Source organism: Variovorax durovernensis (assembly GCF_977011995.1).
Map to the genome: position 1 here is coordinate 1946388 of NZ_CDRNCW010000001.1, position 22850 is coordinate 1969237.

At 67.3% G+C, this 22850-nt stretch carries 22 protein-coding genes; 15 read left to right on the forward strand and 7 right to left on the reverse strand.

The annotated features are described in order from the left end of the window. Positions 1-59: 59 nt before the first annotated feature. On the reverse strand, positions 60-998 hold the full coding sequence (locus ACWV14_RS09250) for a dihydrodipicolinate synthase family protein (RefSeq protein WP_454907247.1): 939 nt from the start codon (positions 996-998) through the stop codon (positions 60-62). A gap of 108 nt (positions 999-1106) precedes the next feature. Between ACWV14_RS09250 and ACWV14_RS09255 the strand changes: the two genes are divergently transcribed. Continuing rightward, positions 1107-2042 carry a LysR family transcriptional regulator gene (locus ACWV14_RS09255; RefSeq protein ID WP_454907840.1) on the forward strand — a complete coding sequence of 312 codons (936 nt, stop codon included), beginning with the start codon at positions 1107-1109 and terminating at the stop codon, positions 2040-2042. A 5-nt stretch (positions 2043-2047) separates the two neighbouring features. On the opposite strand, the gene ACWV14_RS09260 is transcribed toward ACWV14_RS09255, so the two are convergent. Beyond that, the gene (locus ACWV14_RS09260; protein WP_454907246.1) at positions 2048-2719 is read right to left on the reverse strand and encodes an RraA family protein; all 672 of its coding nucleotides are present in this window, start codon (positions 2717-2719) and stop codon (positions 2048-2050) included. 30 nt (positions 2720-2749) lie between these two features. Further along, complete coding sequence (locus ACWV14_RS09265; RefSeq protein WP_454907245.1) at positions 2750-3958, reverse strand: aspartate transaminase; 1209 nt, start codon at positions 3956-3958, stop codon at positions 2750-2752. Positions 3959-4127: 169 nt separating this feature from the next. Here ACWV14_RS09265 and nac point away from each other — a divergent pair, with 169 nt between their 5' ends. From nac to ACWV14_RS09325, 12 genes are all read left to right on the forward strand, one after another. Then, positions 4128-5066 carry a nitrogen assimilation transcriptional regulator NAC gene (gene nac / locus ACWV14_RS09270; protein ID WP_454907244.1) on the forward strand — a complete coding sequence of 313 codons (939 nt, stop codon included), beginning with the start codon at positions 4128-4130 and terminating at the stop codon, positions 5064-5066. A 128-nt stretch (positions 5067-5194) separates the two neighbouring features. Beyond that, positions 5195-5638, forward strand: coding sequence for an acetyl-CoA carboxylase biotin carboxyl carrier protein (locus ACWV14_RS09275; protein ID WP_454907243.1), 444 nt, complete (start codon positions 5195-5197; stop codon positions 5636-5638). A gap of 13 nt (positions 5639-5651) precedes the next feature. Beyond that, positions 5652-7004 carry an acetyl-CoA carboxylase biotin carboxylase subunit gene (gene accC, locus ACWV14_RS09280; protein WP_454907242.1) on the forward strand — a complete coding sequence of 451 codons (1353 nt, stop codon included), beginning with the start codon at positions 5652-5654 and terminating at the stop codon, positions 7002-7004. Beyond that, complete coding sequence (gene pxpB, locus ACWV14_RS09285) at positions 7001-7672, forward strand: 5-oxoprolinase subunit PxpB (protein WP_454907241.1); 672 nt, start codon at positions 7001-7003, stop codon at positions 7670-7672. Before accC ends, pxpB begins: the two co-directional genes overlap by 4 nt. Beyond that, positions 7669-8652: a 5-oxoprolinase subunit C family protein gene (locus tag ACWV14_RS09290; protein ID WP_454907240.1), complete on the forward strand. Its 984-nt coding sequence runs from the start codon at positions 7669-7671 to the stop codon at positions 8650-8652. The genes pxpB and ACWV14_RS09290 overlap by 4 nt, the downstream gene beginning before the upstream one ends. A gap of 112 nt (positions 8653-8764) precedes the next feature. Further along, complete coding sequence (locus tag ACWV14_RS09295) at positions 8765-9160, forward strand: acetyl-CoA carboxylase biotin carboxyl carrier protein (RefSeq protein WP_454907239.1); 396 nt, start codon at positions 8765-8767, stop codon at positions 9158-9160. Positions 9161-9181: 21 nt separating this feature from the next. Then, the gene (locus tag ACWV14_RS09300) at positions 9182-9946 is read left to right on the forward strand and encodes a LamB/YcsF family protein (protein ID WP_454907238.1); all 765 of its coding nucleotides are present in this window, start codon (positions 9182-9184) and stop codon (positions 9944-9946) included. Between the two features lie 165 nt (positions 9947-10111). Further along, positions 10112-10864 carry an SDR family oxidoreductase gene (locus tag ACWV14_RS09305; protein ID WP_454907237.1) on the forward strand — a complete coding sequence of 251 codons (753 nt, stop codon included), beginning with the start codon at positions 10112-10114 and terminating at the stop codon, positions 10862-10864. Positions 10865-10904: 40 nt separating this feature from the next. Next, entirely contained in the window at positions 10905-11606 is a 702-nt protein-coding gene (locus ACWV14_RS09310; protein ID WP_454907236.1) for an amino acid ABC transporter permease, read from the forward strand. Between the two features lie 12 nt (positions 11607-11618). Continuing rightward, positions 11619-12377, forward strand: coding sequence for an amino acid ABC transporter permease (locus tag ACWV14_RS09315; RefSeq protein WP_454907235.1), 759 nt, complete (start codon positions 11619-11621; stop codon positions 12375-12377). 53 nt (positions 12378-12430) lie between these two features. Further along, positions 12431-13165, forward strand: coding sequence for an amino acid ABC transporter ATP-binding protein (locus ACWV14_RS09320; RefSeq protein ID WP_454907234.1), 735 nt, complete (start codon positions 12431-12433; stop codon positions 13163-13165). A 46-nt stretch (positions 13166-13211) separates the two neighbouring features. Further along, entirely contained in the window at positions 13212-14054 is an 843-nt protein-coding gene (locus tag ACWV14_RS09325) for an ABC transporter substrate-binding protein (protein WP_454907233.1), read from the forward strand. Between the two features lie 183 nt (positions 14055-14237). Here ACWV14_RS09325 and ACWV14_RS09330 read toward each other — a convergent pair whose 3' ends face one another. From ACWV14_RS09330 to ACWV14_RS09345, 4 genes are read right to left on the reverse strand one after another with little or no spacing between them, the layout of a single operon-like run. Further along, positions 14238-16622 (reverse strand): LPS-assembly protein LptD, encoded by a 2385-nt coding sequence (locus ACWV14_RS09330; RefSeq protein ID WP_454907232.1) that lies wholly within the window; start codon positions 16620-16622, stop codon positions 14238-14240. A gap of 31 nt (positions 16623-16653) precedes the next feature. Continuing rightward, positions 16654-17343: a response regulator gene (locus ACWV14_RS09335; RefSeq protein WP_454907231.1), complete on the reverse strand. Its 690-nt coding sequence runs from the start codon at positions 17341-17343 to the stop codon at positions 16654-16656. 4 nt (positions 17344-17347) lie between these two features. Next, entirely contained in the window at positions 17348-18106 is a 759-nt protein-coding gene (locus tag ACWV14_RS09340; RefSeq protein ID WP_454907230.1) for a nuclease-related domain-containing protein, read from the reverse strand. 18 nt (positions 18107-18124) lie between these two features. Continuing rightward, positions 18125-19123 carry a hypothetical protein gene (locus ACWV14_RS09345; RefSeq protein ID WP_454907229.1) on the reverse strand — a complete coding sequence of 333 codons (999 nt, stop codon included), beginning with the start codon at positions 19121-19123 and terminating at the stop codon, positions 18125-18127. A gap of 305 nt (positions 19124-19428) precedes the next feature. Between ACWV14_RS09345 and ACWV14_RS09350 the strand changes: the two genes are divergently transcribed. Beyond that, the gene (locus ACWV14_RS09350) at positions 19429-20589 is read left to right on the forward strand and encodes a porin (RefSeq protein ID WP_454907228.1); all 1161 of its coding nucleotides are present in this window, start codon (positions 19429-19431) and stop codon (positions 20587-20589) included. A 135-nt stretch (positions 20590-20724) separates the two neighbouring features. After that, on the forward strand, positions 20725-22845 hold the full coding sequence (gene pilQ / locus ACWV14_RS09355) for a type IV pilus secretin PilQ (RefSeq protein ID WP_454907227.1): 2121 nt from the start codon (positions 20725-20727) through the stop codon (positions 22843-22845). Positions 22846-22850 lie beyond the last annotated feature (5 nt).

The following is a 22850-nucleotide window of genomic DNA, read 5'->3' on the forward strand; positions in this document are numbered from 1 at the left end:
GTCTCTTGTCTCCTTGTGGTTCTTCATCGGGGCATCGCGGGTGTCGCGGCCCCGTGGGCTCAGCGCTTCGACAGCCCGGCCTGCTCGACGGCCGCGCGCAGCGCGTCCATCTCGCGCGCGTTCGGCGCTTCGGTCGGCGGGCGCACGGTGGCGTTTTCGAGCACGCCGGCCAGGAACATGCCGCCCTTCATGCGCGCATGCGCCTCGCCGGTCGGCTCGCCGCCGCCGTACACCGCGTCTTTCAGCGGCGTGATGAGCGCCTGCACTGCCATTGCCTTCTTCAGGTCGCCGGCCTTCACCGCGTTCCACAGGTCGATGATCAGTTGCGGAATGAAGGTCGCGAAGCCGACCAGCGCGCCGTCCACGCCCTGCACCATCGAGGCCAGCAGGTATTCGTCGTGGCAGGTCAGGATGGCCTTCGACGCATCGGCTTCGCGGATCGCCTGGATGTCGCGGGCGTATTTGTTCATGTCGCGCTGGCCCACCTTGAAGGCCTGCAGGTAGGGCAGGCGCGCCAGCTCGGCCAGCAGCTGCGACGAGTAAGAGGCGCGCGTCCATGCCGGGTACACGTGGCAGACCAGGTCCAGCTCCGGCGCGGCACGGTGGATGGCCTCGAAGTACTGCAGCGCATGGCCGGGCGTGAATCCGAAGCGCAGCCAGTGATGCGGCGGCATCACGTCGAGCGCCACCGCGCCGGCGGCCTGTGCGGCGCGCGCATGCTCGGCGGCCTCGGCCAGGCCTTCGCACACGATCGACGAAATCACCGGCATGCGGCCGCGCAGCTCGTCGGCCACGATGCGCGTCACCTCGGCGCGCTCCGAAGGCGTGAGCGAGAACACTTCGCCGGTGTGGCCGTTGGTCATGATCGCCACCACGCCGTCATGGCCGGCGAGCCATGAGGCCAGCTTGCGCAGCGCCGGCTCGTCGATGCGGTGGTCGGCCGTGAAGGGGCAGGAAATGGCGGGAATGATCCCGCGATAATTCGCGATGGAAGGCATGCTGTGTCTCCGTTGTGGTTCAAGGTGCAGGAATGGGTGCATCTTTTGCCGGCGGAGGACGAGCCGTCCAATACTCGAATCGCATACAACTATTCAACCGCGCTGCGCATGGGCCCTGGCAACCGACCGCTCGACCTGGAATGGCTGGAAGATTTCCTGGCCCTGGCCGAGTCCGGCAATTTCTCGCGCGCCGCGCAGGCGCGCTCCATTGCGCAGCCGGCGTTCAGCCGCCACATCCGTTCACTGGAGGAGTGGGTGGGCGTCGACCTGTTCGACCGCAGCGCGCACCCCACGGCGCTCACGGCGGCGGGCAAGCGCTTCCAGCCGCTGCTGCAGGAGGTGTTGGCCGATCTGGAGGCCGCCCGCATCAAGGCCCGCGCCGCGCACGATCTCGACGCGGCAAGCCTGAGCTTCGCCGCCACGCACGTGCTGTCGCTGACCTTCTTTCCGCGCTGGCTCGCCGGCGTGGAGTCGCGCCTGAGCATGGGGCCCATCCAGACCATCTCCGACAGCTCGTACGCCTGCGAAGACCTGATGCTGCAGCGCCGCGTGCAGTTCGTGCTGTGCCACGGGCACGCGGGTGCGCCGGGGCGGCTCGACGACACCGGGTATCCGGTTCAACGATTGAGCGAAGACGTGTTGGTGCCTGTGAGCACACCCGATGCGAACGGTGCGCCGCTGCATGCGCTGGGCGCAGGCCAGTCGCCTTCCGTGCTGGCCTACAGCGATGCTTCGGGGCTGGGCCGGATCATGCGGGCCATGCAGGGCAGCGAGTTCGGCAAGGACTTCGCCGCGTCGCTGTCGATCGTCTTCACGGCCCACCATGCCGCGCTGCTGCGCACCATGGCGCTCGAAGGCCGTGGCCTCGCATGGCTGCCGATGAGCCTGGTGGCCGACGACCTGCGCAGCGGCACGCTGGTCGATGCCGGCGCGGGCGGATGGCGCGTGCCGGTGGACATCCGGCTGTATCGCCAGCAGGCGCACATGGCGCCGGTGGCCGAGGCGCTGTGGGCGCTGGTCAGCGAAGGTGCCTCAGGCGCCTGACCGCTTCAATTGGCGCAGCGAGCTTCCAGCGCGTCGAGGAAGGAGCGGTCCCAGCGGCCTTCCTTCATCGCCTGGATCGTGCGCGCTTCCGTCTCCAGGTGCGCGCGGGCCTTCTCGATCAGCAATTCGGCCTCGTCGGGCGAGAAGGCCAGCAGTCCGTCCTGGTCGCCCACCACGATGTCGCCCGGGTTCACGACCATGCCGCCGACCGACACCGGCACGTTGATCTCGCCGGGGCCGTCCTTGTAGGGGCCGCGATGGTTCACGCCGCGCGCGTACACCGGGTAGTCGCGCTCGCGGATCTCGGCCACGTCGCGGATGGCGCCGTCGAGCACCAGGCCCGCGGTCCCGATGGTCGCGGTATAGAACGACAGGATGCCGCCGATCACGGCGTTCGTGATGTCGCCGCCCGCATCGATCACCAGCACGTCGCCGGGCCGGCAGAACTCGAAGGCGCGCATCGGCGTGAGGTTGTCGCCGCCGCGCGTCTTCACGGTGACGGCCGTGCCCGCCATGGTCTTGTGCCCGGGGCGGTGGTACGGCTGCAGGCCGACGCTGCCGATGTTGCGGTGCAGGTTGTCGCTGAGCGCGGCCACCGGGATGTCTTGCAGCGCGGCGAGGATGGCCGGCGCCACTTGCGGGGCCGACGGGTTCTTGCGGATGGCTTTGTAAGGCATGACTGGTCCTCGTGAGTTCTTCGGTGCGCTTCAGCGCAGTGCGGCCACGGCACGCGCGATGCGCTTGCAGCCTTCTTCCAGCGTCTCGATCGACGTGGCTATGGAAAGACGGAAGTAGGGCGACAGGCCGTACGCGGTTCCCGCGACCACGGCCACGCCTTCGCTTTCGAGCAGGTACATCACTACGTCGCCGTCCTCGTTCAGGCGCTTGCCTTCGGGCGTGGTCTTGCCGATGAGGCCGCCGCAGTTGATGTACAGGTAGAAAGCGCCGGGCGGCGTGGCGCAGCTCAGGCCGGGAATGTCGTTGACGAGCGCCAGCGTGCGGTCGCGGCGCTGCCTGTACACGGCCACGCTCTCGGCCACGAAGCTCTGGTCGCCGTTCAGCGCGGCGGCGGCCGCAGCCTGGCTCACCGAGCAGCAGTTGCCGGTGGACTGCGACAGCAGCGTGTCCAGCGCCTTGATCAGGTCCACGGGCCCGGCCGCATAGCCGATGCGCCAGCCGGTCATCGCATAGGTCTTGGAGACTCCGTTCACTATCAGCGTGCGATCGCGCAGGGCCGGCGCCACCGAAAGGATGTGCGGCAGCGGCTCGCCGCCGAAGCGGATGTGCTCGTAGATCTCGTCGGTCATCACCATCACGTGCGGATGGCGTTCCAGCACTTCGGCCAGCGCGCGGTATTCGGCGGCGGTGTAGCTCGCGCCGGTCGGGTTGCTCGGCGAATTGATCAGCAGCCAGCGCGTGCGCGGCGTGATGGCGGCCTCGAGCTGGGCCGGCGTCAGCTTGAAGCCGTTCGCCTCGGGGCAGGCCACGGTGACGGGCGTGCCCTCGCAGGCCAGCACCATGTCGGGGTACGACACCCAATAGGGCGCGGGAATGATCACCTCGTCGCCCGGCTCCAGCGTGATCGCGAAAGCGTTGTAGATGGCGCTCTTGGCGCCGCTGGTGGCGATGATCTCGTTCATCGCGTAGCGCAGGCCGTTCTCGCGCTCCAGCTTGGCGACGATGGCTTCGCGCAGTTCCACCGTGCCCGCCATCAGCGTGTAGCGGGTGGCGCCGCGCTCGATGGCCGCGGCCGCGGCCTGGCGGATGTGGAGCGGCGTGTCGAAGTCGGGCTCGCCCACCACGAGGTTGACGATCGACTTGCCCTGCCTGCGCAGTTCGTTGGCGCGGTCGGCGGCCGAGGTGCTGGGCGAGGGCTTGATGCGCCGCACGCGGGCGGCAATGCGGGAGGTGGTCACGCGGCTTCCTGGGTTGGAGATGGCATGGACCGAACGGTACGCACATCGACCTCGCCAGGCCAAGACGAGATTGCACTGGTCGTATAGGCGCAGCTTATGACTCATGGTGAGCCCCGATATCCGCCGCGCGACCGCGATGCTAGGCTTGGCTTTTGCTTGGGGACAAGGCGTGAACCTGCGACGCCTCAAATATTTCGTGAAGATCGTGGACATCGGCAGCCTGACACAGGCGGCCGAGGTCCTTTTCATTGCCCAGCCCGCGCTGAGCCAGCAACTGGCCACGCTCGAGGGCGAAGTGCGCCAGCAATTGCTCGTGCGCACCAAGCGCGGGGTGACGCCCACCGAGGCCGGCAAGGTGCTGTACCGCCACGCGCAGATCATCCTGCGCCAGTGCGAACAGGCCCGCGTCGACATGGAGGCTGCCGGCGAAGGGCTCTCCGGCCAGGTTTCCGTGGGGCTCGCGCCCGGCACGGCCGCTTCGGCGCTCTCTCTGCCGCTGCTGCGCACCGTGCGCGCTCGGCACCCGGGCATCCTGCTTTACCTGAACGAGAACTACGGCACCACGCTGAGCGAACTCATCATGAACGGCCGCATGGACCTGGCCGTGCTGTACGGCGACAAGGCCATCCACGGGCTGACCTTCCTGCCGCTGCTCAAGGAGCCGCTGTTCCTGGTCGGGCCGGCGTCGATGCCGGCGCCCTCGCAGCCGGTGAAGCTGGCCGACCTGCGCGACATCGAGCTCTTCCTGCCGCGCCCCTACAACGTGGTGCGCAAGCTGGTCGATGCGGCCTTCGTGCGCGCGGGCATGGTGCCGCGCGTGGTGGCGGAGATCGAATCCGCCTTCACCCTCACGGCGGCCATTGCCGACGGGCTGGGCGCCACCATCCTGCCGGCGTCGATGGCGCGCGAGGTGGTCGCGAGCTGCGGCGCCTGGCAATTCCCCATCGTCGACCCGGTCATCGAGGCGCCGCTGGCGCTGTGCCAGTCCGACCACCTGCCGCTGTCGGAGCCCGCGCAGGCGGTGAAGGACATCCTGCTCGAACTCGTGGCCGACCTGGCCAATACCGTCGCATCGACGCCCGAACCCGAGATCGCCGCACTGTCTTGAGCCGGGCGTCATAAGGCGCCCTTATCCCGGCACAGCCATTCCGTCTTTGGCTTCAGGCTCGCGGCCCGTTACCTTTCATGCATGCCGTCACGCGTTCGCGGAACGCGTCGGCCACCACAGCCATCGGCATGAAGCAGGAACAGATCAAGACGCTCATCGACGCTTTGACCGCATCGGACCTGGCGGAACTGGAGTACAGCGAGAACGGCAGCACGCTGCGGCTGGTGAAGCTGGCCGCGCTGGGGGCCGCATCCGCCGCGCCCGCTGCACGAAGCCCGTCCGGCATACGCAAGGCGCCACGGCAAGCGCTGGAAGAAACAGCGGCACCGGCGGGTGCCAGTGCCGAGTGCCTTGCGCCGCTGTTCGGCGTGGTGCACCTTCAGCCCGCGCCTGGCGAGCCGCCCTTCGTGCAACCGGCTCAGGCCGTGGAAGCCGGCCAGCTTTTGTGCGTGATCGAGGCGATGAAGATGTTCAACGAGGTCCGCGCCGACCGCACAGGCACCGTGCTGCAGGTGCTCGTGCAATCGGGCCAGGAAGTGGAAGCAGGCCAGCCCCTGTTCCGCTTCGACTGAGGAGGCCCGCGCAATGTTCGACACCGTGCTCATTGCCAACCGGGGCGAGATCGCCCTGCGCATCCAGCGCGCCTGCCGGGGCCTGGGCCTGCGCACGGTGGCCGTGCATTCCGAGGCGGACCGCGACGCCATGTACGTCGCGCAGGCCGACCAGGCGCTGTGCATCGGGCCTGCCGCGCCGGGCCTGAGCTACCTGAACCAATCGGCCATCCTGTTCGCCGCCGAAGTGAGCGGCGCGCAGGCGATCCATCCGGGCTATGGTTTTCTCTCGGAGAACGCGGGCTTCGCGGATCGTGTCGAGCAGGCCGGCCTCGTGTTCGTCGGGCCCAGCGCCGCGTGCATCCGCACCATGGGCGACAAGGTCTCGGCCAAGCGCGCGATGCGCAAGGCCGGCGTGCCCTGCGTGCCCGGCCCCGACGAGCCGCTGCCGGACGACCCGGCCGCCGTGCTGGCCCTGGCGCGCGACATCGGCTATCCGGTGATCGTGAAGGCGGCAGGCGGTGGCGGCGGGCGCGGCATGCGCGTGGTGCACGAAGAAGCCGTGCTGCTCGACGCCATGGCCCTCACGCGCGAGGAAGCGCGCCAGGCTTTCGGCAACCCCGAGGTCTACATCGAGAAATTCCTGCTGCATCCGCGCCATGTCGAGATCCAGGTGCTGGCCGACAGCCACGGCAACGCGGTGTGGCTGGGCAGCCGCGACTGCTCGCTTCAGCGGCGCCACCAGAAGGTGATCGAAGAGGCGCCCGCGCCCGGCATCGACGACGCACTGATGGCCGAGGTGGGCGAGCGCTGCGCGGCCGCGTGCCGGCAGATCGGCTACTGCGGCGTGGGCACCTTCGAGTTCCTGTACGAAAAGGGTGCCTTCTATTTCATCGAGATGAACACCCGCCTGCAGGTGGAACACCCGGTGACCGAGATGACCACCGGCATCGACATCGTGCAGCAGCAGTTGCGCATGGCGCTCGGCGAGCGCCTGTCGCTGGCGCAGGCCGACGTGCGCTGCCAGGGCCACGCCATCGAGTGCCGCATCAATGCCGAGAACCCCGACACCTTCGCGCCCGCGCCGGGCCGCATCACCGGCTGGCAGGTGCCCGGCGGCTTCGGCGTGCGCGTCGATTCGCACGTCGGCGCCGGCTACCGCGTGCCGCCGTACTACGACTCGATGATCGCCAAGCTCATCGTGCACGGAGATACCCGTGCCGATGCACTCGACCGCATGCGCCTGGCGCTGGCCGAGACGCGCGTGGAAGGCATTGCCACCAACGTGCCGCTGCACCGCGCGCTTCTGCAGGACGACGGCTTTGCCGCCGGCGGTGTCGACATCCATCACCTCGAACGCTGGCTGCAGCAAAGGAGCGCGGCGTGAGCGCACAGGCATCCCGTACCGAACCGTCCATCAGCCTTCTGGGCACCACGGCGTTGCTGTTCGAAGCGCCCGGCGACATGAACCTGCCGTCGCAGCAGCGCATCTGGGCGCTGGCGCATGAAGCCGAGAGCTGGCCCGAAGTGCGCGAGGCCGTGCCGGGCATGAACAACCTGATGCTCACCTTCACGCGCGCGCCGCGCCATCTCGATGCGCTGTGCGAGCGCCTGTGCGAGGCCTGGAACGCGGCCACCGCCGTGCCGCGCGAAGGCCGCGTGGTCGAACTCCCCGTGGTCTACGGCGGCGAGGGCGGCCCGCACATGGCCGACGTGATGGCGCACACGGGCCTGAGCATCGAGGCCATCGTCGAGCTGCACAGCGCGCCGCTCTATCCGGTGTACGCGCTCGGCAGCCATCCCGGCTACTGCTACCTGGGCGGCATGGACCCGCGCATCGCCACGCCGCGGCGCAAGGTGCCGGTGCTGAGCATTCCGGGCGGCGCGGTGTCGATCGGCGGCGCGCAGACGGGCGTGTCGGCCTCGGCCGGCCCCAGCGGCTGGAACACCATCGGCAGCACGTCGATGGTGTTCTTCGACCCCGCGCAAGACCCGCCCGCAATGCTGCAGCCGGGCGACATGATCCGTTTCCGCGTGGAGGGCATCGTCCGATGATCGAAATCCTTTCGTCCGCCGCGCTCGCCACCGTGCAGGACCTGGGCCGCACCGGCAGCCTGCGCTGGGGTGTGGGCACCTCGGGCGCCATGGACAACCTGGCGCTGGCCGCCGGCAACCTGCTGCTGGGCAATGCGCTGGGCGCGGCAGCCATCGAGGTGCCGGTGTTCCCGTTCAAGGTGCGTTTCGGCGAGGACTGCGCCTTCGCGCTGACCGGCGTCGACTGCGCCGCCAGGCTCGACGAACAGCCCCTGCTTCCCTGGTGGGTGCACCAGGCACGCGCCGGCCAGGTGCTCACGCTCGGCCTGCCGCAAGGCGGCGCGCAACGCGGCAGCCGTGCCGTGCTGTGCGTGGCAGGTGGCATCGACGTTCCGGAGGTGCTGGGCTCGCGCAGCACCCAGTTGCGCGGCGCATTCGGCGGGCATGAAGGACGCGCGCTGCAACGCGGCGACGTGCTTCGCGCCGCCGGAGCCGGCACCGCCTGCCGCACCGGCTTCGGCCTCGTGCCACCCGCGCTCGCACTGCCGCTGGCGCGCGACGGCGTGGCCGCCGTGCGGGTGCTGCCCGCAGCCGAATACATGGCCTTCGAGCCCGCTTCGAGAGAGGCCTTCTGGTCCGGCGAATGGAAGATCACGCCACAAAGCGACCGCTACGGCTACCGCCTCGAAGGCGAGGCGCTGCGCCCAATCGCCCCGATGGAGCTGCGCTCGCACGGCATCGTGCCCGGCGTCATCCAGGTACCGCACAGCGGCCAACCCATCATCCAGATGCGCGACGCCCAACCCTCCGGCGGCTACCCCAAGTTCGGCACCGTGATCGAGGCCGACATGTGGCGCCTCGGCCAGGCACCCATCGGCAGCCGCATGCGCTTCATCGAAACCACATGGGACGAGGCGCTGGCCGCGCTCGACGAAGTGCGTGCGTGGCTCGACAAGGTGGCGCGTGTGGTGGCTCTTCATCGGGGGGCTCCTCGTGTTTGAGCGTTGTTGTCGTTCGGGGCGCGATCACGCCGACGGGGTAGCTTGCTCCGCGAATGTCCCCCGGCCTGCGCACCACCCCGAACAAGAGCACCAAAAAGCGAAGGCCTGAAAAATGCAGGACACAGCACTGCGCGCCTCCCAGCTAGCCGCCTGGCTGGCCAACACAGACATCGGCCTGCTCGAACTTCGCACGCCAAACGGCACCCTGCGCCTTGGCCGGCAGGGCGACGAAATCATCGAACTGCCGGATGAAGAAGCCGAACCCGAAATCCTGTCGATCCGCGCCCCTTCGCTCGGCGTATTCCTGCAAAGCCATCCACTGGCTGCTGTACCGATGGTCCGCATCGGCCTGCGCGTCGAAGTCGGCCAGACCATCGGGCTGCTGAAGATCGGCCCGCTGCTGCTGCCCGTGACCGCACCGCAAGCCGGCATCGTCGACAGCATCCACGCGGCCGACGGCCTCGCAGTCGGCTACGGCGCCCAACTGTTCGACCTGCACCCCCTCTGACGCTCGAGACAAGGATTCACGATGGACATCGACCTGAACGCGGACCTCGGCGAAGGCTTCGGCCCCTGGCGCATGGGCGAGGACGAAGCCCTGCTCGACATCGTTTCCTCCGCCAACGTCGCCTGCGGCTTCCACGCCGGCGACCCCGTCATCATGGACCGCACCGTGCGCATGGCGCGCCAGCGCGGCGTCGACGTCGGTGCGCACGTGGGCTTTCCCGACCTGATGGGCTTCGGCCGCCGGCAGATGCAGATCGAGACCAAGGAACTGGTGGCGTACGTGCTCTATCAGCTCAGCGCCCTGGAAGGCATGGCGCGCACCGCCGGCCACCGCATGACGCACATGAGCTTCCACGGCGCGCTCGGCAACATGGCCGCGGCCGATGCCTCGCTGGCCGAGCCGCTGGTGCGTGCCGTGGCCGATTTCGATCCCTCGCTCACCATCAGCACCTCCGCCAGCCGCGCCATCGAAGACGCGGCCGAACGCTGCGGCCTGCGCGTGCGCACCACCTTCCTGGCCGACCGCGCCTGCGGCGACGACGGCCTGCTGGTGCCGCGCAAGCTGCCCGGCGCGGTCATCCACGAGCGCGACGCGGTTCTGGCGCGGGTGCGGCAGCTTCTGGAGGAAGGCACCGTCACCAGCAGCACCGGCAAGAAGATCGCGATGCGGGTGCATTCCATCCTGCTGCACGGCGACACGCCCGGCGCCGTGGACCTGGCCCGCGCCGTGCGTGGCGTGGTGGAGCAGGCGGGGCGCGTGGTGCCCATCTCCAGGCAAACGATCTGATGCATCGGGGCACGAACATGGTGCTAACCCTTAGTCATATGCACGGATCGCGGGCGACATAAGGGGGGCTTATCGCTCCACAGTCAATCCGTCTTGGCGCCGTCTGCAGGCGCTGGCTACAGTGAATTCCAGGCAGTCATCTGCCACTCAACGAAAGAACCCGACATGCCTTTTTCCGACTACAAGACCGCGCTGGTGACCGGAGCCTCCTCGGGCATCGGCGCCGCCGTCGTCGAACGCCTCAGCAAGGAAGGCCTGAAGGTCCATGCGCTGGCACGCAGCGCCGACAAGCTGGCCGACCTGGCCGCGCGCACCGGCTGCATTCCGCACGCCATCGACGTGAGCGACCTCGCGGGCATCACCCAGCTTGCGAAGGAAGTCGAGTTCGACGTGCTGGTCAACAACGCCGGCGTCGACCGCCCCGGTTCCATCCTCAAGGCCGACGCCGAAGGCATCGACCTGCTGGTGGACGTCAACCTGCGCGCCGTGCTGCACCTTTGCCGGCTCGTGGTGCCCGGCATGGTGGCGCGCGATCGCGGGCACGTGGTCAATATCAGCTCCATTGCCGCGGCCTACAACTTCGGCGGCAACAGCACCTACCACGCGACCAAGGCGGCGGTGAGCATGCTGTCGCGCCAGTTGCGCATCGACTGCTTCGGCAAGCGCGTGCGCGTTACTGAAATCTGCCCGGGGCGCGTGGCGACCGACATCTTCGCGCACGTGCACGGCGACTCCGAAGACACCTACAAGCGCTTCGTCGAAGGCTTCGAACTGCCGCAGGCCGAAGACATCGCCAACGCCATCGCCTTCGCCATTGCCGCGCCCATCGCGGTGAACGTGGGCCACATGGAAATCACGCCCACGCTGCAAGTGCCGGGCGGCCTGTCGACCACGCGGCCGGAAACCCCGCGCGACTGAGCCACCGGCCGATGCACGCCAAGCAACAAAGGAACAGCGCATGAAGGACTTCGACCTGCTGGCGATCCTGCTGAAGCCGGAGTTCGGCGCCATGCTGCTGCACGGCCTGCTGGAGACGCTGAAGATCGCGGCCGGCTCCTGGCTGCTGGCCATGGCCATGGCCGTGGTGCTGCTGGTGGTGCGGCTCACGCCGAACCGCATCGCCGAGCGCGTGGTGGCCGGCTATGTTTCCTATCACCGCAACGTGCCCACGCTGGTGCAGCTCATGTTCTGGTACTTCGGCATCTTCAGCCTGCTGCCAGATGCGCTGCAGGGCTGGCTGTCGGTCAACAACGCCGAGAGGTGGCTGTCCATCGTCGCACTCGGGCTGTGCCAGGCTGCCTACTTCAGCGAAGACATGCGCTCGGGCCTGCGCGCCATTCCGGCCGGACAGGCCGAGGCCGCACGTGCGCTCGGCCACGGCTACATCGGCTCCATGCGATTCGTGATGCTGCCGCAGGCCATCCGCAACGCGGTACCGGCGCTGGTGAACCACAGCGTGTCGCTCTTCAAGAACAGCAGCCTGGCCATGGCCATCGGCGTGGCCGAGCTCACGCATGCGGTGAAGGAAATCGAGAGCCAGAGCTTTCGCACCTTCGAGGCCTACAGCGTGGCCACCGTGCTGTACCTGGTGTGCTCGCTGCTCATCATGGCCGTGGGCGGCTGGCTGTCGCGGCGCTACCGCATCGTCGGTGCAAGGTAAGCGAGGCAAGCGATGTACAGCGTCTACGAAATTCTTCGCGACAACTGGCTTCTGCTGCTGGTCGGCCAGTATCCCACCGGCCCGCTCGGCGGCATCGTCGCCACCCTGATTCTTTCGGTGCTGGGCATCGTGCTGGCCTTTCCGCTGTCGGTGCTGCTGGCGCTGGCGCGGCTGTCGCCCTGGCGGCTGCTGCGCTGGCCCGCCACCGTGCTGGTGTACGTGGTGCGCGGCGTGCCGCTGCTCATGGTGATTTTGTGGGTCTACTTTCTTGTGCCTATCCTCATCGGGCGCGAGGTGTCGGGCTTCACCACCATGCTGTGCACGCTGGTGATCTACGAAGGCGCCTACCTGTCTGAGGTGGTGCGCGCCGGCATTCTCTCGCTGCCCAAGGGGCAGAGCGAGGCGGCGCGTGCGCTCGGCCACAGCCACCTGGGCACCATGTGGTTCGTGATCCTGCCGCAGGCGCTCTACAACATGCTGCCGAGCATGCTGAGCCAGTTCATCTCCACCATCAAGGAGACCACGCTGGGCTACGTGATCAACGTGCAGGAACTCACCTTCGCGGCCAACCAGATCAACAACCAGCTGCTGACCAAGCCGTTCCAGGTGTTCTTCATCCTGGCGCTGACGTATTACGTCGTGTGCTTCAGCCTCACGCAACTGGCGCAATGGCTGGAGCGGCGCATCGCGCACAAGCGGCTCGGCGCCGCGCCGGTGAAGGCCGCCGAAGACGAGGTGCCGCTCCCGACCCCCGTGGCGACGCAATCATGACCGCGCCCGTTCCACACCCCGCAGGGCGGCCCGCGGCCGTCAAGGACGACACCATGATCCTGTTTTCCGAAATCAACAAGTGGTACGGCGACTACCAGGCGCTGGCCGACATCAATGCCGAGGTGAAGAAGGGCGAGGTCGTGGTGGTCTGCGGGCCATCCGGCTCCGGCAAGTCCACGCTGATCCGCACGGTGAACCGGCTGGAAGAAGTGAAGTCGGGCCAGTTGCTGTTCGACGGCCACGACATCCATGCGCCCATGGGCAGTGGTGCGCTGAACAAGCTGCGCAGCCGCATCGGTTTCGTGTTCCAGAGCTTCAACCTGTTCCCGCACCTGTCGGTGCTGGAGAACATCATGTTGTCGCCGATGCGCGTGCTCGGCGTGAAGCGTGCCGACGCCAAGGCCAAGGCCGGGCAGTTGCTCGAACGCGTGGGCCTGTCGAACAAGGCGGGTGCATACCCGGCGCAGCTGTCGGGTGGCCAGCAGCAGCGCGTGGCCATTGCCCGCGCTCTGGCCATGGAGCCGCCGGCCATGCTCTTCGACGAACCCACCAGCGCGCTCGACCCCGAGATGGTCGGCGAGGTGCTGTCGGTGATGCGCGGGCTTGCCAATGACGGCATGACCATGATGTGCGTCACCCACGAGATGAACTTCGCCCGCGAGGTGGCCGACCGCATCTGGTTCATGGATGCGGGCCGAATCCTGGAGAAGGCCGACCCCGAGACCTTTTTCCGCAGTCCGCAGCATCCGCGTGCGCAGCGCTTCCTGTCGGATTTGCGCGCGCACTGAGTCCATTCCCCGTCGTTCACTTTTCGCAATCTCCCAGGAGCTCACCATGTCGAACAAGACCGTCTTCCGCCTTGCCATTCTCGGCACCTGTCTCAGCGCGGCCTCGCTGCTCGCGCACGCCGACCAGTGGAGCGACATCAGCCAGCGCAAGGAGCTCAAGTGCGGCACCTTCGCAGACGTGCCCCCGTTCGCCGCGCCCGACCCCAAGACGCGCGAGATGGTGGGCCACGACGTCGACCTGTGCAACGCCGTGGCGAAGGAACTGGGTCTCACCGCCAAGGTCACGCCGCTGTCGGTGGAAGCGCGCGTGCCCGAAGTCAAGCTCGGCCGCGTCGACGTGACCATTGCCAACCTGGCCTACACCAAGAGCCGCGGCGAGCAGATCCAGTTCAGCGACCCGTACTACGTGGCCAAGGAGATGCTGGCCGTGAAGGCCTCCGACCCCGGCACGACCAAGGCCGATTTCAAGGGCAAGCGCCTGAGCTCGACCAAGGGCTCCACTTCGGAGATGTCGATCAAGATGAACGGCTCCGACCCGGTCACTTTCCAGGACACGGGCTCGGCCTTCATGGCGGTGCAGCAGAACAAGTCGGTCGGCATGGTGGCCAACACCATGACCATCACCAAGCTGGTCAACCAGTCGAAGACCGAAGGCGTGGCGCTGAAGATGATCAAGGACCCGATGGTGCTCCAGCCCATCGGCATCGGCATGAAGAAGGATGAGCCGGCGCTGCTGGCCAAGGTGAACGGTGCGCTCTATGCGCTGGAGAAGTCGGGCGAGCTCGACCGCATCTGGGCCAAGTGGCTGGGTCCGAACACCGAGTACAAGATGGTGCGCGAAGAAAAGGTCATGCCGCTTGCTGACCTGAAGTTCGAACTGCTGCCCTGATTGCTGTTTCTTGGGCGGGTGGTCCGGGGCGCGCTCACGCCGACGGGGTACCTTGCTCCGCGAATGTCCCCCGGGGCTGCGCCCCTCCTCCTTTATTTCGCTGCGCAAGGCACCCCGCCGTCGTGATCGTTCAGAGCACCGGTTGATCGAACGCGCCCTGAACAAGAGCCCAAACAAGAGCCCTCAGTCGTAGTTGGTGAACCGGCTAGGCTGCTGCGTAGACTGGTTCAGCGGCTGATAGCCCTGGATGTTCTGCAGCAACGTGCTGGTCGGGTTGGAGCCGATGTTGCCGAAGCCATTGAACTGGATCTGGAACATCAGCCGCGTGTCCGGCGTGGCACGCCCCGTCACCAGCCGCTCGAGCACGATGCGGCCCACCCAACAGCAGGCGTTGTACTCCGCGCCCACCAGGCTGTCCGACAACGCACGGTCGTGCAGGCTGTAGCTCAACCGGCCCACCGCATACCAGCGCCCCGGGTCCCCGGCCGACTTGCCCCCCATCAGCCCGCCCGTCAGGTCGCTCAGCGGCCACTGCCAGTTGAAGTCGACCGTCTTCGTGCCGTCGTTCGCCGTGGCGGTGCTGTCCGCCTGGTAGCGGAAGGCCGCGGTGAGCGTGTGGTACTGCGCCGGCGTGTAGCGCAGCGTGAGCGCGTCGCGCGTCGACTTGCCCGTGTCCATGTTGTATTGCGCCAGGCCGTCGATGCTCCACTTCGGGTTCCAGTGCACCTGCCCGCCGAAGATGAAGTCACCCGAGTGATCGGTCACGGCCGTACCGCCCGGCAGCGTGACGTTCTGGTCGCTGAAGCGAAAGCGCTGCGCGATGCCGAAGCGCGCCGACTCCGCGCCGGTGACCGGATCGATCAGTCGCGTGGTCACGCCGGTGGTGAGCGTGTTGGTGTCCGACACGCGGTCGTTGCCCGAGAACGCGTTCTCCGTGTAGAGCGTGGCAAAGCTGATGTCGTTGGCGGCCGTGTCGTACACCGGCAGCTGGCTCTGGTCGCGGTAGGGCGTGTGCACGTAGAACGCGCGGGGCTCGAGCGTCTGGCGCCAGGCGCTGCCGAAGAGGCTGGCGTCGCGCTCGAACACCAGGCCGCTGTCCAGGCTCACGGTCGGCACCACGCTGGTGATGCTGGTGCGGCCATCTGCCAGCGGCGATGCGAGCTGGTACGAGGCCGTGTGCAGCAGCAGCTTCGGGATCACGTAGCCGCCCGGCGTGACCCATGGCCGGCTGATCTGCAGGTTGCCCACCACGCGCTCGCCGTCGGGCTGCTTGATGCCGTTGAGCGTGGGCGCATAGGCCGAGTCGACCTGGAAGCGCGTGTAGTCCAGCGTGCCCGACACGTCCAGCCCGTGCCAGTCGTACTTGGTGTAGTTGGCCGTGACCTGCGGCACCCGGTTGTATGACGGCGTGATCGGCGAGGCCGCGTACTGCAGCGTCTGGTAGGACAGGGTGCGCGCCTGCCCGCTCCAGTCGCCCTTGGTCCAGTTGAGGTCGGCCTCGTTCGTGAGCTGGCGCGAGGTCAGCGTGGGCGTGTGCGAGAAGTCGCGCCAGTAGTCGTCGTCGCTCACGCGGTTGATGTTGAACGAGGTGCTCAGCGAATCGAGTCCGAAAGGCTTGGGGTCCGGCTTCTGGTCGTGCCTGGCCCACAGGCCCCATCGGTTGCGGTCGCGCAGGCTGTCGGAGGGCATCTCGTCGATGCGGATCTGGCCGCTGTAGTCTTTCTCGAGATAGCGGAACTCGGTGCCCAGGTTCACGCCGCGGTTGCTCATGATCTCGGGGTAGAGCGTGAGGTCGCGGTTGGGCGCGATGTTCCAGTAGTACGGCTGCAGGTACTCGAAGCCGTTGGTGGTGTCGAAGCCGATCACCGGCGGCAGCAGGCCGCTCTGGCGTGCGTTGTTCAGCGGAAAGCTCACCGACGGCAGCGAAGGCGTGGTCACGCCCAGGAAGCTGATCTGCGCGTCTGTGGCGGTGGCCAGGTTGGTCTGGTTGTCGGTGGTCAGCGTCACGGCGCTCAGCATCCACGCTGGCACCCAGCCGGCATAGTTCTCACGCAGGCAGGTGGTGTAGGTGGCATGCCGCGCCACCGACACGTTCGGGTCCACGAAGTCGATGCGCTCGGCGTCGCCGTGCGCGCCGGTCTCCAGCAGCGTGTAGCGCACATGATTGAAGAAGCCCTCGAAGCTCTCGACCTTCAGTTGCAGCTCCGGGCCTTCGTACACATTGCCGGCCTGGTTCAGGTGCACGTTGCCGGTGGCCGTGGCCAGGTCGCCGGGCGGCTGGTAGGTGAGCCGGTCGGCGGTGATGCGGGTTTCGCCGCGCCGCAGCGAGGCGTCGCCTTCCACCACCACCTCGAGGTCGGGCCGGCCGGAGAGGCGGTCGCCGTCCACCAGGCTCGGTCGCACGCCGCGTTCGGCTGGCGGGATGCTTTCTGTCAGCTGCGGCGTGCGCCGCAGCGTCATGGGGGCGTCGATCCAGCTTTCCTGCGCGGCGGCGCTGCGGGCGTGCAGCAAGAGCATGAGCGAAAGCGCCATCGACGGCAGCGGCCAGCCGCGCCAGCGTGATTTCATGAGCAAGAGCGTTCCAGGAAGCCGGTGTGGTTCAGGCGTCCTGCCGGGTGCGGGATTCCCATGCGAAGCCGACGCCATAGACCGAGCGGATCCAGTCGTGCGCCGCCGAGACGGTGGCGAGCTTCTTGCGCAGGTTCTTGATGTGCGTGTCGACCACGCGCTCGTTCACGTCCAGTGCCTCGGGGAAGGCTGCTTCCAGCAGCTTCGAGCGGGTGAGCACGCGCCCAGGCTCCTGCGACAGCGCGCGCAGCAGCAGCGATTCGCGGCGCGTCAGCGGCAGGTAGTGCCCGTCGAGGATCGCGCAGCCGCGCACGGCGCCAAAGGTGATCGGCACCACCGGACGCGTCACGCGCTGGCGCTGCGCATAGCGGCGCAGCACCACGTGGATGCGCACCGCCACCTCGCGCGGCGAAAAAGGCTTGCACACGTAGTCGTCCGCGCCCAGCTCGAAGCCGCGCAGCCGGTCGGCCTCTTCGCTGCGCGCCGTCAGCATGATGATGGGGTGGTCGCTGCGCGCGCGGACCTTCTCCAGTATCTGCAGCCCGCTGACATGCGGCAGCGCCACGTCGAGCAGCGTGAGTGCGGGCGGCTCGGTCAGGATCCGATGCAGCGCGACGGCGCCGTCCTCGATGTGCTCGATCTCATGGCCGGCATGGTGCAGCTCTTCGTGCAGCACCGACGCGGCCTCGCGCCCATCCTCCACCAACAGGATACGGCTCATCGTGTCATTGCAGATTCAGCGCGCCGGGGTGCGCGGGGCGCACGTGCACGCGCGCGCTCTTCTCGCGGCTGTTGCGCATGTGGTCGTCGAGCGTCAGGTCGCCCTGCAGGCCGTCCAGCAGCCGCAGCGTGCGGTTGATCGCGGCATCGTCCAGCAGCGGATAGCCATGGTCGTTGTGCCCGTTGTTGCGCGCCACGCGGGCGATGTACGGCAGGTCTTGCGGTGTGATCACCGCGGTCGGCATCACGCCCTGGAGCTCGACGCCCTCGCAGGGCAGCAGCACGAAGTACTGCACCCTCAGGTCGGGCGGCAGCAGGTTGCGCAGGTGCGTGGTCTTGCGGCCGCACTGCCAGGCGGGGTCTTTCACCTCGCGTGCCAGCGAGTGGTCGTGCTGGCGCAGGAACCAGCGCGGCAGCGCACGCGCCGATGTCTTGCGGTAGACCACCGCGTTGCGCCAGCCCTTCACCTCGAACAGGTAAATGCCGGCCTCGCAAACCAGGGTCACGTCGAAGCGGGCGGTGGGCACGGCGCTGCCTTCGTACATGGGAATGACGAGGTCCTGCCGCACGTGCAAGCGGCTGAACGCCGGCCCGAATGCACTGGTGAGCTGCTGCACGGCCAGCATGGTCGCCGTGTTGTTCGCTTGCGCGTCGTCGATGGAAAACGAGCGGCGTGCGTGCGCGTCGGATTCCGACTGGGTGTGCCCGTGGCCGGCCAGCGTGAGCAAGGGACGGGCGGGGGCTTTGTGCAAGGCAGTGGTCATGTGAGGCTCCTTCGAACTTCAAGGATTGCGCAACTTTCGGGAGACTTTGTGCAGAAACGGAAATTGCATCGATTGCGTGGTGCTTGTGTCCAGGGCGTTTGCCACCGCATCGATCGGCGCGTCACCGCCGATGCTTCCCATGAAAACAACCCACGCCAGAGCCAGCTCGCCATTGGCGGCGGCCAGCACATGCAGGTCGAGCAGCAGGCCCTGGAAATCTTCCATGAGCTGCACTTCGGAGATCTCGCCGCGGTCGCGTCGCCGCTTCGACGACTCGAAGTCGGACCTGGCATCCGCGACGCGCCTGTAAGCCGTATTCGCAATCTCGCTCCGCATCTGCAGGTGCCGCAGCGCACCCGCGACCTGGTCGCGCGCCTGCATCACCGCATTGGCGTAGAGGGGCTTGTCTGGCATGTCGATGTCTTGCGCTTCGCCGCTCGCGTCGATCACGCCGTCGGGCATGGCGCCCGGGTCCGCGTCGTAGAGCGCGGCGGCCAGGTTGATGTCGCTGCGGCGGGCCAGCACCGCCATCGGCAGGCCGCGCGGCACCTCGGCCGAGAAGCGGGGCAGCGCGGTGTCTTGCAAGGCATCGGCGAGCAAGTCGCTCAGCGCGCTCTCCGGCATATGGCACTGCGCCGCAAGATAAGAGATGTAGCTCGCGCGTTGCGCCTTCAGCTTGCCGATGGTCGTGTCCGCGTCGGCCTGGCGCGCAGCGAGTTCTTTCGCGAAGTCGTCGTGCCGTGGCGGGTTGGTGCCGATGAGCACGGCCTGTCTTGCGGCGGCGGCGCGCGTGTTCTCCAGGTAGCCGAGCTCCAGCGTCTTCACCTTGAGCGCGATGTAGGCCGCGGCCACGCCGGGCGCGGCGGTGCCTTGCGATGCGGCCATGAGCCGGTCCAGCGAGGTGTCCTCGAATCCTGACCACCAGGGCCGCGCGGCCGCTTGCGGCACGGGTGCGCGTGCATGCGTTCCGTGCTCCAGGAACATGCCCGCCGCCTGCACCGATGTCGATTGAACCATCGCGATGCTCGTGGTCGCGCATGCGATGGAAATTGCACCGCACATCGCGGCCATCAAGGTTCTTGCGGGCTTCACCCTTGGGTCTCCGGCTTCGTCATGCGCGCATCTTTTCAAACGAATTGGGAGAAATTTGAAGGACCTCTGCAAAGCCTTTGCTCATTGCGTTCGCGCGGGTTTGATGTGCGCACACAACACTCGAAGCGGCCGAAAACGGATCTACCAATTTCCTCCGGATTTGAACGAAACCATGCGTACAGCCGGTCGATACCGAGCGGCCGCATCACACCTGAAACCGGAGAACCTGAATGAAGAAATCCCTCACGGCATTCGCTGCCCTGGCCGTCTGTGGCCTGGCCTCTGCCCAATCGTCCGTCACGCTGTTCGGTGTCGTCGACGCCGGCGTGACCTACCAGTCGAACACCGCGCGCGACACCGTCACGGGCCTGTCGAACAAGCAAAGCAAGTGGAGCCTGGGTAACTCCGGCTACAACTCCAGCCGCATCGGCTTCCGCGGCACCGAAGACCTCGGCGGCGGCCTGGCCGCGAGCTTCTGGCTCGAAGCGCCCATCACCAACGACGACGGCGCCACCGGTATCAACACCTTCAACCGCCGCTCCACCGTGAGCCTGTCGGGTGGCTTCGGTGAAATGCGCCTGGGCCGCGACTACACGCCCACCTTCTGGAACGACACCGTGTTCGATCCGTTCGGCACCAACGGTTCGGGCACCAACGTGATCAGCACCGTCAGCGGCAACACCACCATCAACAACGCCAACTACGTGCGCGCCAGCAACTCGGTGGGCTACTTCCTGCCGCCGAACCTGGGCGGCTTCTACGGCCAGGTGCAGTACAGCTTCGCCGAGAACACCAGCACCAGCGCCACCAGCACCACGGCCGCGACCAGCAGCAGCGCCGGCCGCTACGTGGGCGGGCGCTTCGGCTATGCCAACGGTCCGCTGGACATCGCGCTGGGCGTGGGCCGCAGCAGCGTCGTGGACACCACCGCGCTGGAGCGCAGCGTGCAGACCATCAACCTGGGCGCTTCGTACGACTTCGGCCCGGTCAAGCTGTTCGGCGAGCTGTCGAACGTTAAGAACAAGTTCGACTACTCGGCAGCGGCCGACACGCACGACACCTACAACGGCTACCTGATCGGTGCGACCGTGCCGGTGGGCGCCGGCCTGATCCGCGTGGCGTACTCGCAGGTTCGCTACAACGAAGGCGTTGCGGGCGTCACGGGCGAGGACCCGCTGGCACGCAAGCTCGCGGTCGGCTACGTGCACAACCTGTCCAAGCGCACGGCGCTGTATGCGACGGTGGCGCGCGTGAACAACCGCAACGACGTGAACTACACGGGCGGCCTGGTGTCGGCCAGCACCACGGGCTATGGCAGCACCGGCGTGGGCTTCTCGGGCCTGCCGCGTTCGTCGACCGGCTACGACTTCGGCATCCGCCACGCGTTCTGATCGCCTGACGACGCAAGGGGGCAGCGCGGCCAGCAGGCCGCCGCGCATGCATTGCGCGGCGCCGGAGGCACGCGCTGCGCTCATGAGGGAGCCCATGGCAGCGAGGAGGCGGAGCCGCAGTTTCAAGGCAGTCAAATGAAAAAACAGATATCCGCGTTCGCGCGCCGGTTGCGCGCGTGCGTCTTCTTGCTCTTGGCCTTGGGATCGCTTGACGCATCACAGGCCCAGTCACAACCGCAGGCGCAGCCGCGAAACCGCATCGAAGCCGTGACCGGCTCCATGCAGGCTGGCGCGGAAGTGCTTCGTATCGATTTCTCCGAACCGCTGGTCGGCACGCCCGCCGGATTCGCGGTGCAGTCTCCGGCGCGCATCGCGCTCGACTTTCCGGACATGGACAGCATCCTGGGCCGCACGGCCATCGACGTGAGCCAGGGCAATTTGCGCTCTGTCAACGTGGTGCAGGCGGGTGACCGCACCCGCGTCGTCATGAACCTGAAGCAGGCAACCGCGTACAAGACCGAGGCCAGGGGCAAGTCGCTGCTGGTGTCGCTGCAGCCCGTTGCGGGCGCCGCGACAGCGGCCTCCGTGCCTTTCGAGTTTGCGGAGAACCGCAACCGCGACATGCTGGCGCTGCGCGACCTCGACTTTCGACTCGGCGCCGATGGGGCCGGCCGGGTGATCGTCACGCTGCCCAACGACCAGGTGGGCGTGGACATCCGCCAGCAGGGCAAGGGGCTGGTGGTCGAGTTCACCAAGTCTTCGCTGCCCGAAGGCCTGAACCGCCGGCTCGACGTGGCCGACTTCGGCACACCTGTGCGCACGGTGGAGATGCAGCAGGCCGGCGACCGCGTGCGCATGCTGATCGAGCCGCGCGGCGAATGGGAGCACAGCGCCTACCAGAGCAACAGCCAGTTCGTGGTGGAACTGCGCCCCCGCAAGGACAATCCCGGCAAGCTCACGCCGGGCGTAGGCTACAACGGCGAGAGGCTGTCGCTGAACTTCCAGAACATCGAGATCCGCTCGCTGCTGCAGGTGATTGCGGACTTCACCAACCTCAACATCGTCACTTCCGACTCCGTCGTCGGAACGCTCACCCTGCGGCTGAAGGACGTGCCCTGGGACCAGGCGCTCGACATCATCCTGGAGGCGAAGAACCTCGGCATGCGCAAGAACGGCAGCGTGCTGCGCATCGCGCCGGAAGACGAGCTCAACGCCAAGGAGAAGCTCAAATTCGAATCGCAGGCGGCGATCCAGAGCCTGGAGCCCGTGCAGACCCGGTCCTTCCAGCTCAACTACGCCAAGGCGCCCGCGATCGCCCAGAGCCTCACCGGCACGGGCTCGTCAAGCGGCGGAGCCGGCGGATCGACGACCCGCATCCTGAGTTCGCGCGGCAGCGTGATCGCCGAGCCGCGGACCAACCAGCTTTTCGTTTCGGACATTCCGTCGCGCCTGGCGCAGGTGGCCGAGCTGATCCAGAAGCTGGATGTTTCGGTACGCCAGGTGCTGATAGAGGCGCGGATCGTCGAGGCATCGGACACCTTCAGCAAGTCGCTGGGCGTCAAGCTCGGCGGCTCGGTGAAGGGCAGCAACAGCTCCATCGGAACCCAGCCGACCACATCGAGCGACGGGACCACCTCCTTCTCCGGAAACTCGACCAGCAACTTCGTCAACCTGCCCGCCAGCAGTTCGAGCGGATCGAGTGTCGGCACCTTTGCCGTGTCGCTGTACAACTCCAGCCTGTCGAAGATCCTCAACCTGGAGATCTCCGCACTGGAAGACGAAGGCAAGGGCAAGGTCGTGGCCAGTCCGCGCGTGGTGACGGCGGACCAGACCAAGGCCCTGATCGAGCAGGGGACGGAGCTGCCCTATCAGTCGGCCACATCCAGCGGCGCCACTTCGGTGTCGTTCCGCAAGGCCAACCTGAAGCTCGAGGTCACGCCGCAGATCACGCCGGAGGGCAACGTCATCCTGACGCTGGACGTGAACAAGGACTCGGTCGGGCAGTCCACGAGCGCGGGCTATGCGATCAATACGAAGCACGTGCAGACGGAGGTGCTGGTCGAGAACGGAGGAACGGTCGTGATCGGCGGGATCTTCGAGCTGACGGACAACGTCGACGAGTCGCGCGTCCCGGTGCTGGGCGAGCTCCCGGTGGTAGGCGCCCTGTTCCGTTCGCGCAGCCGCACTTACAACAAGACGGAACTGCTGGTCTTCATCACGCCGAAGATGATTACCGACCGGACCGCGCTGCGTTGATCCGG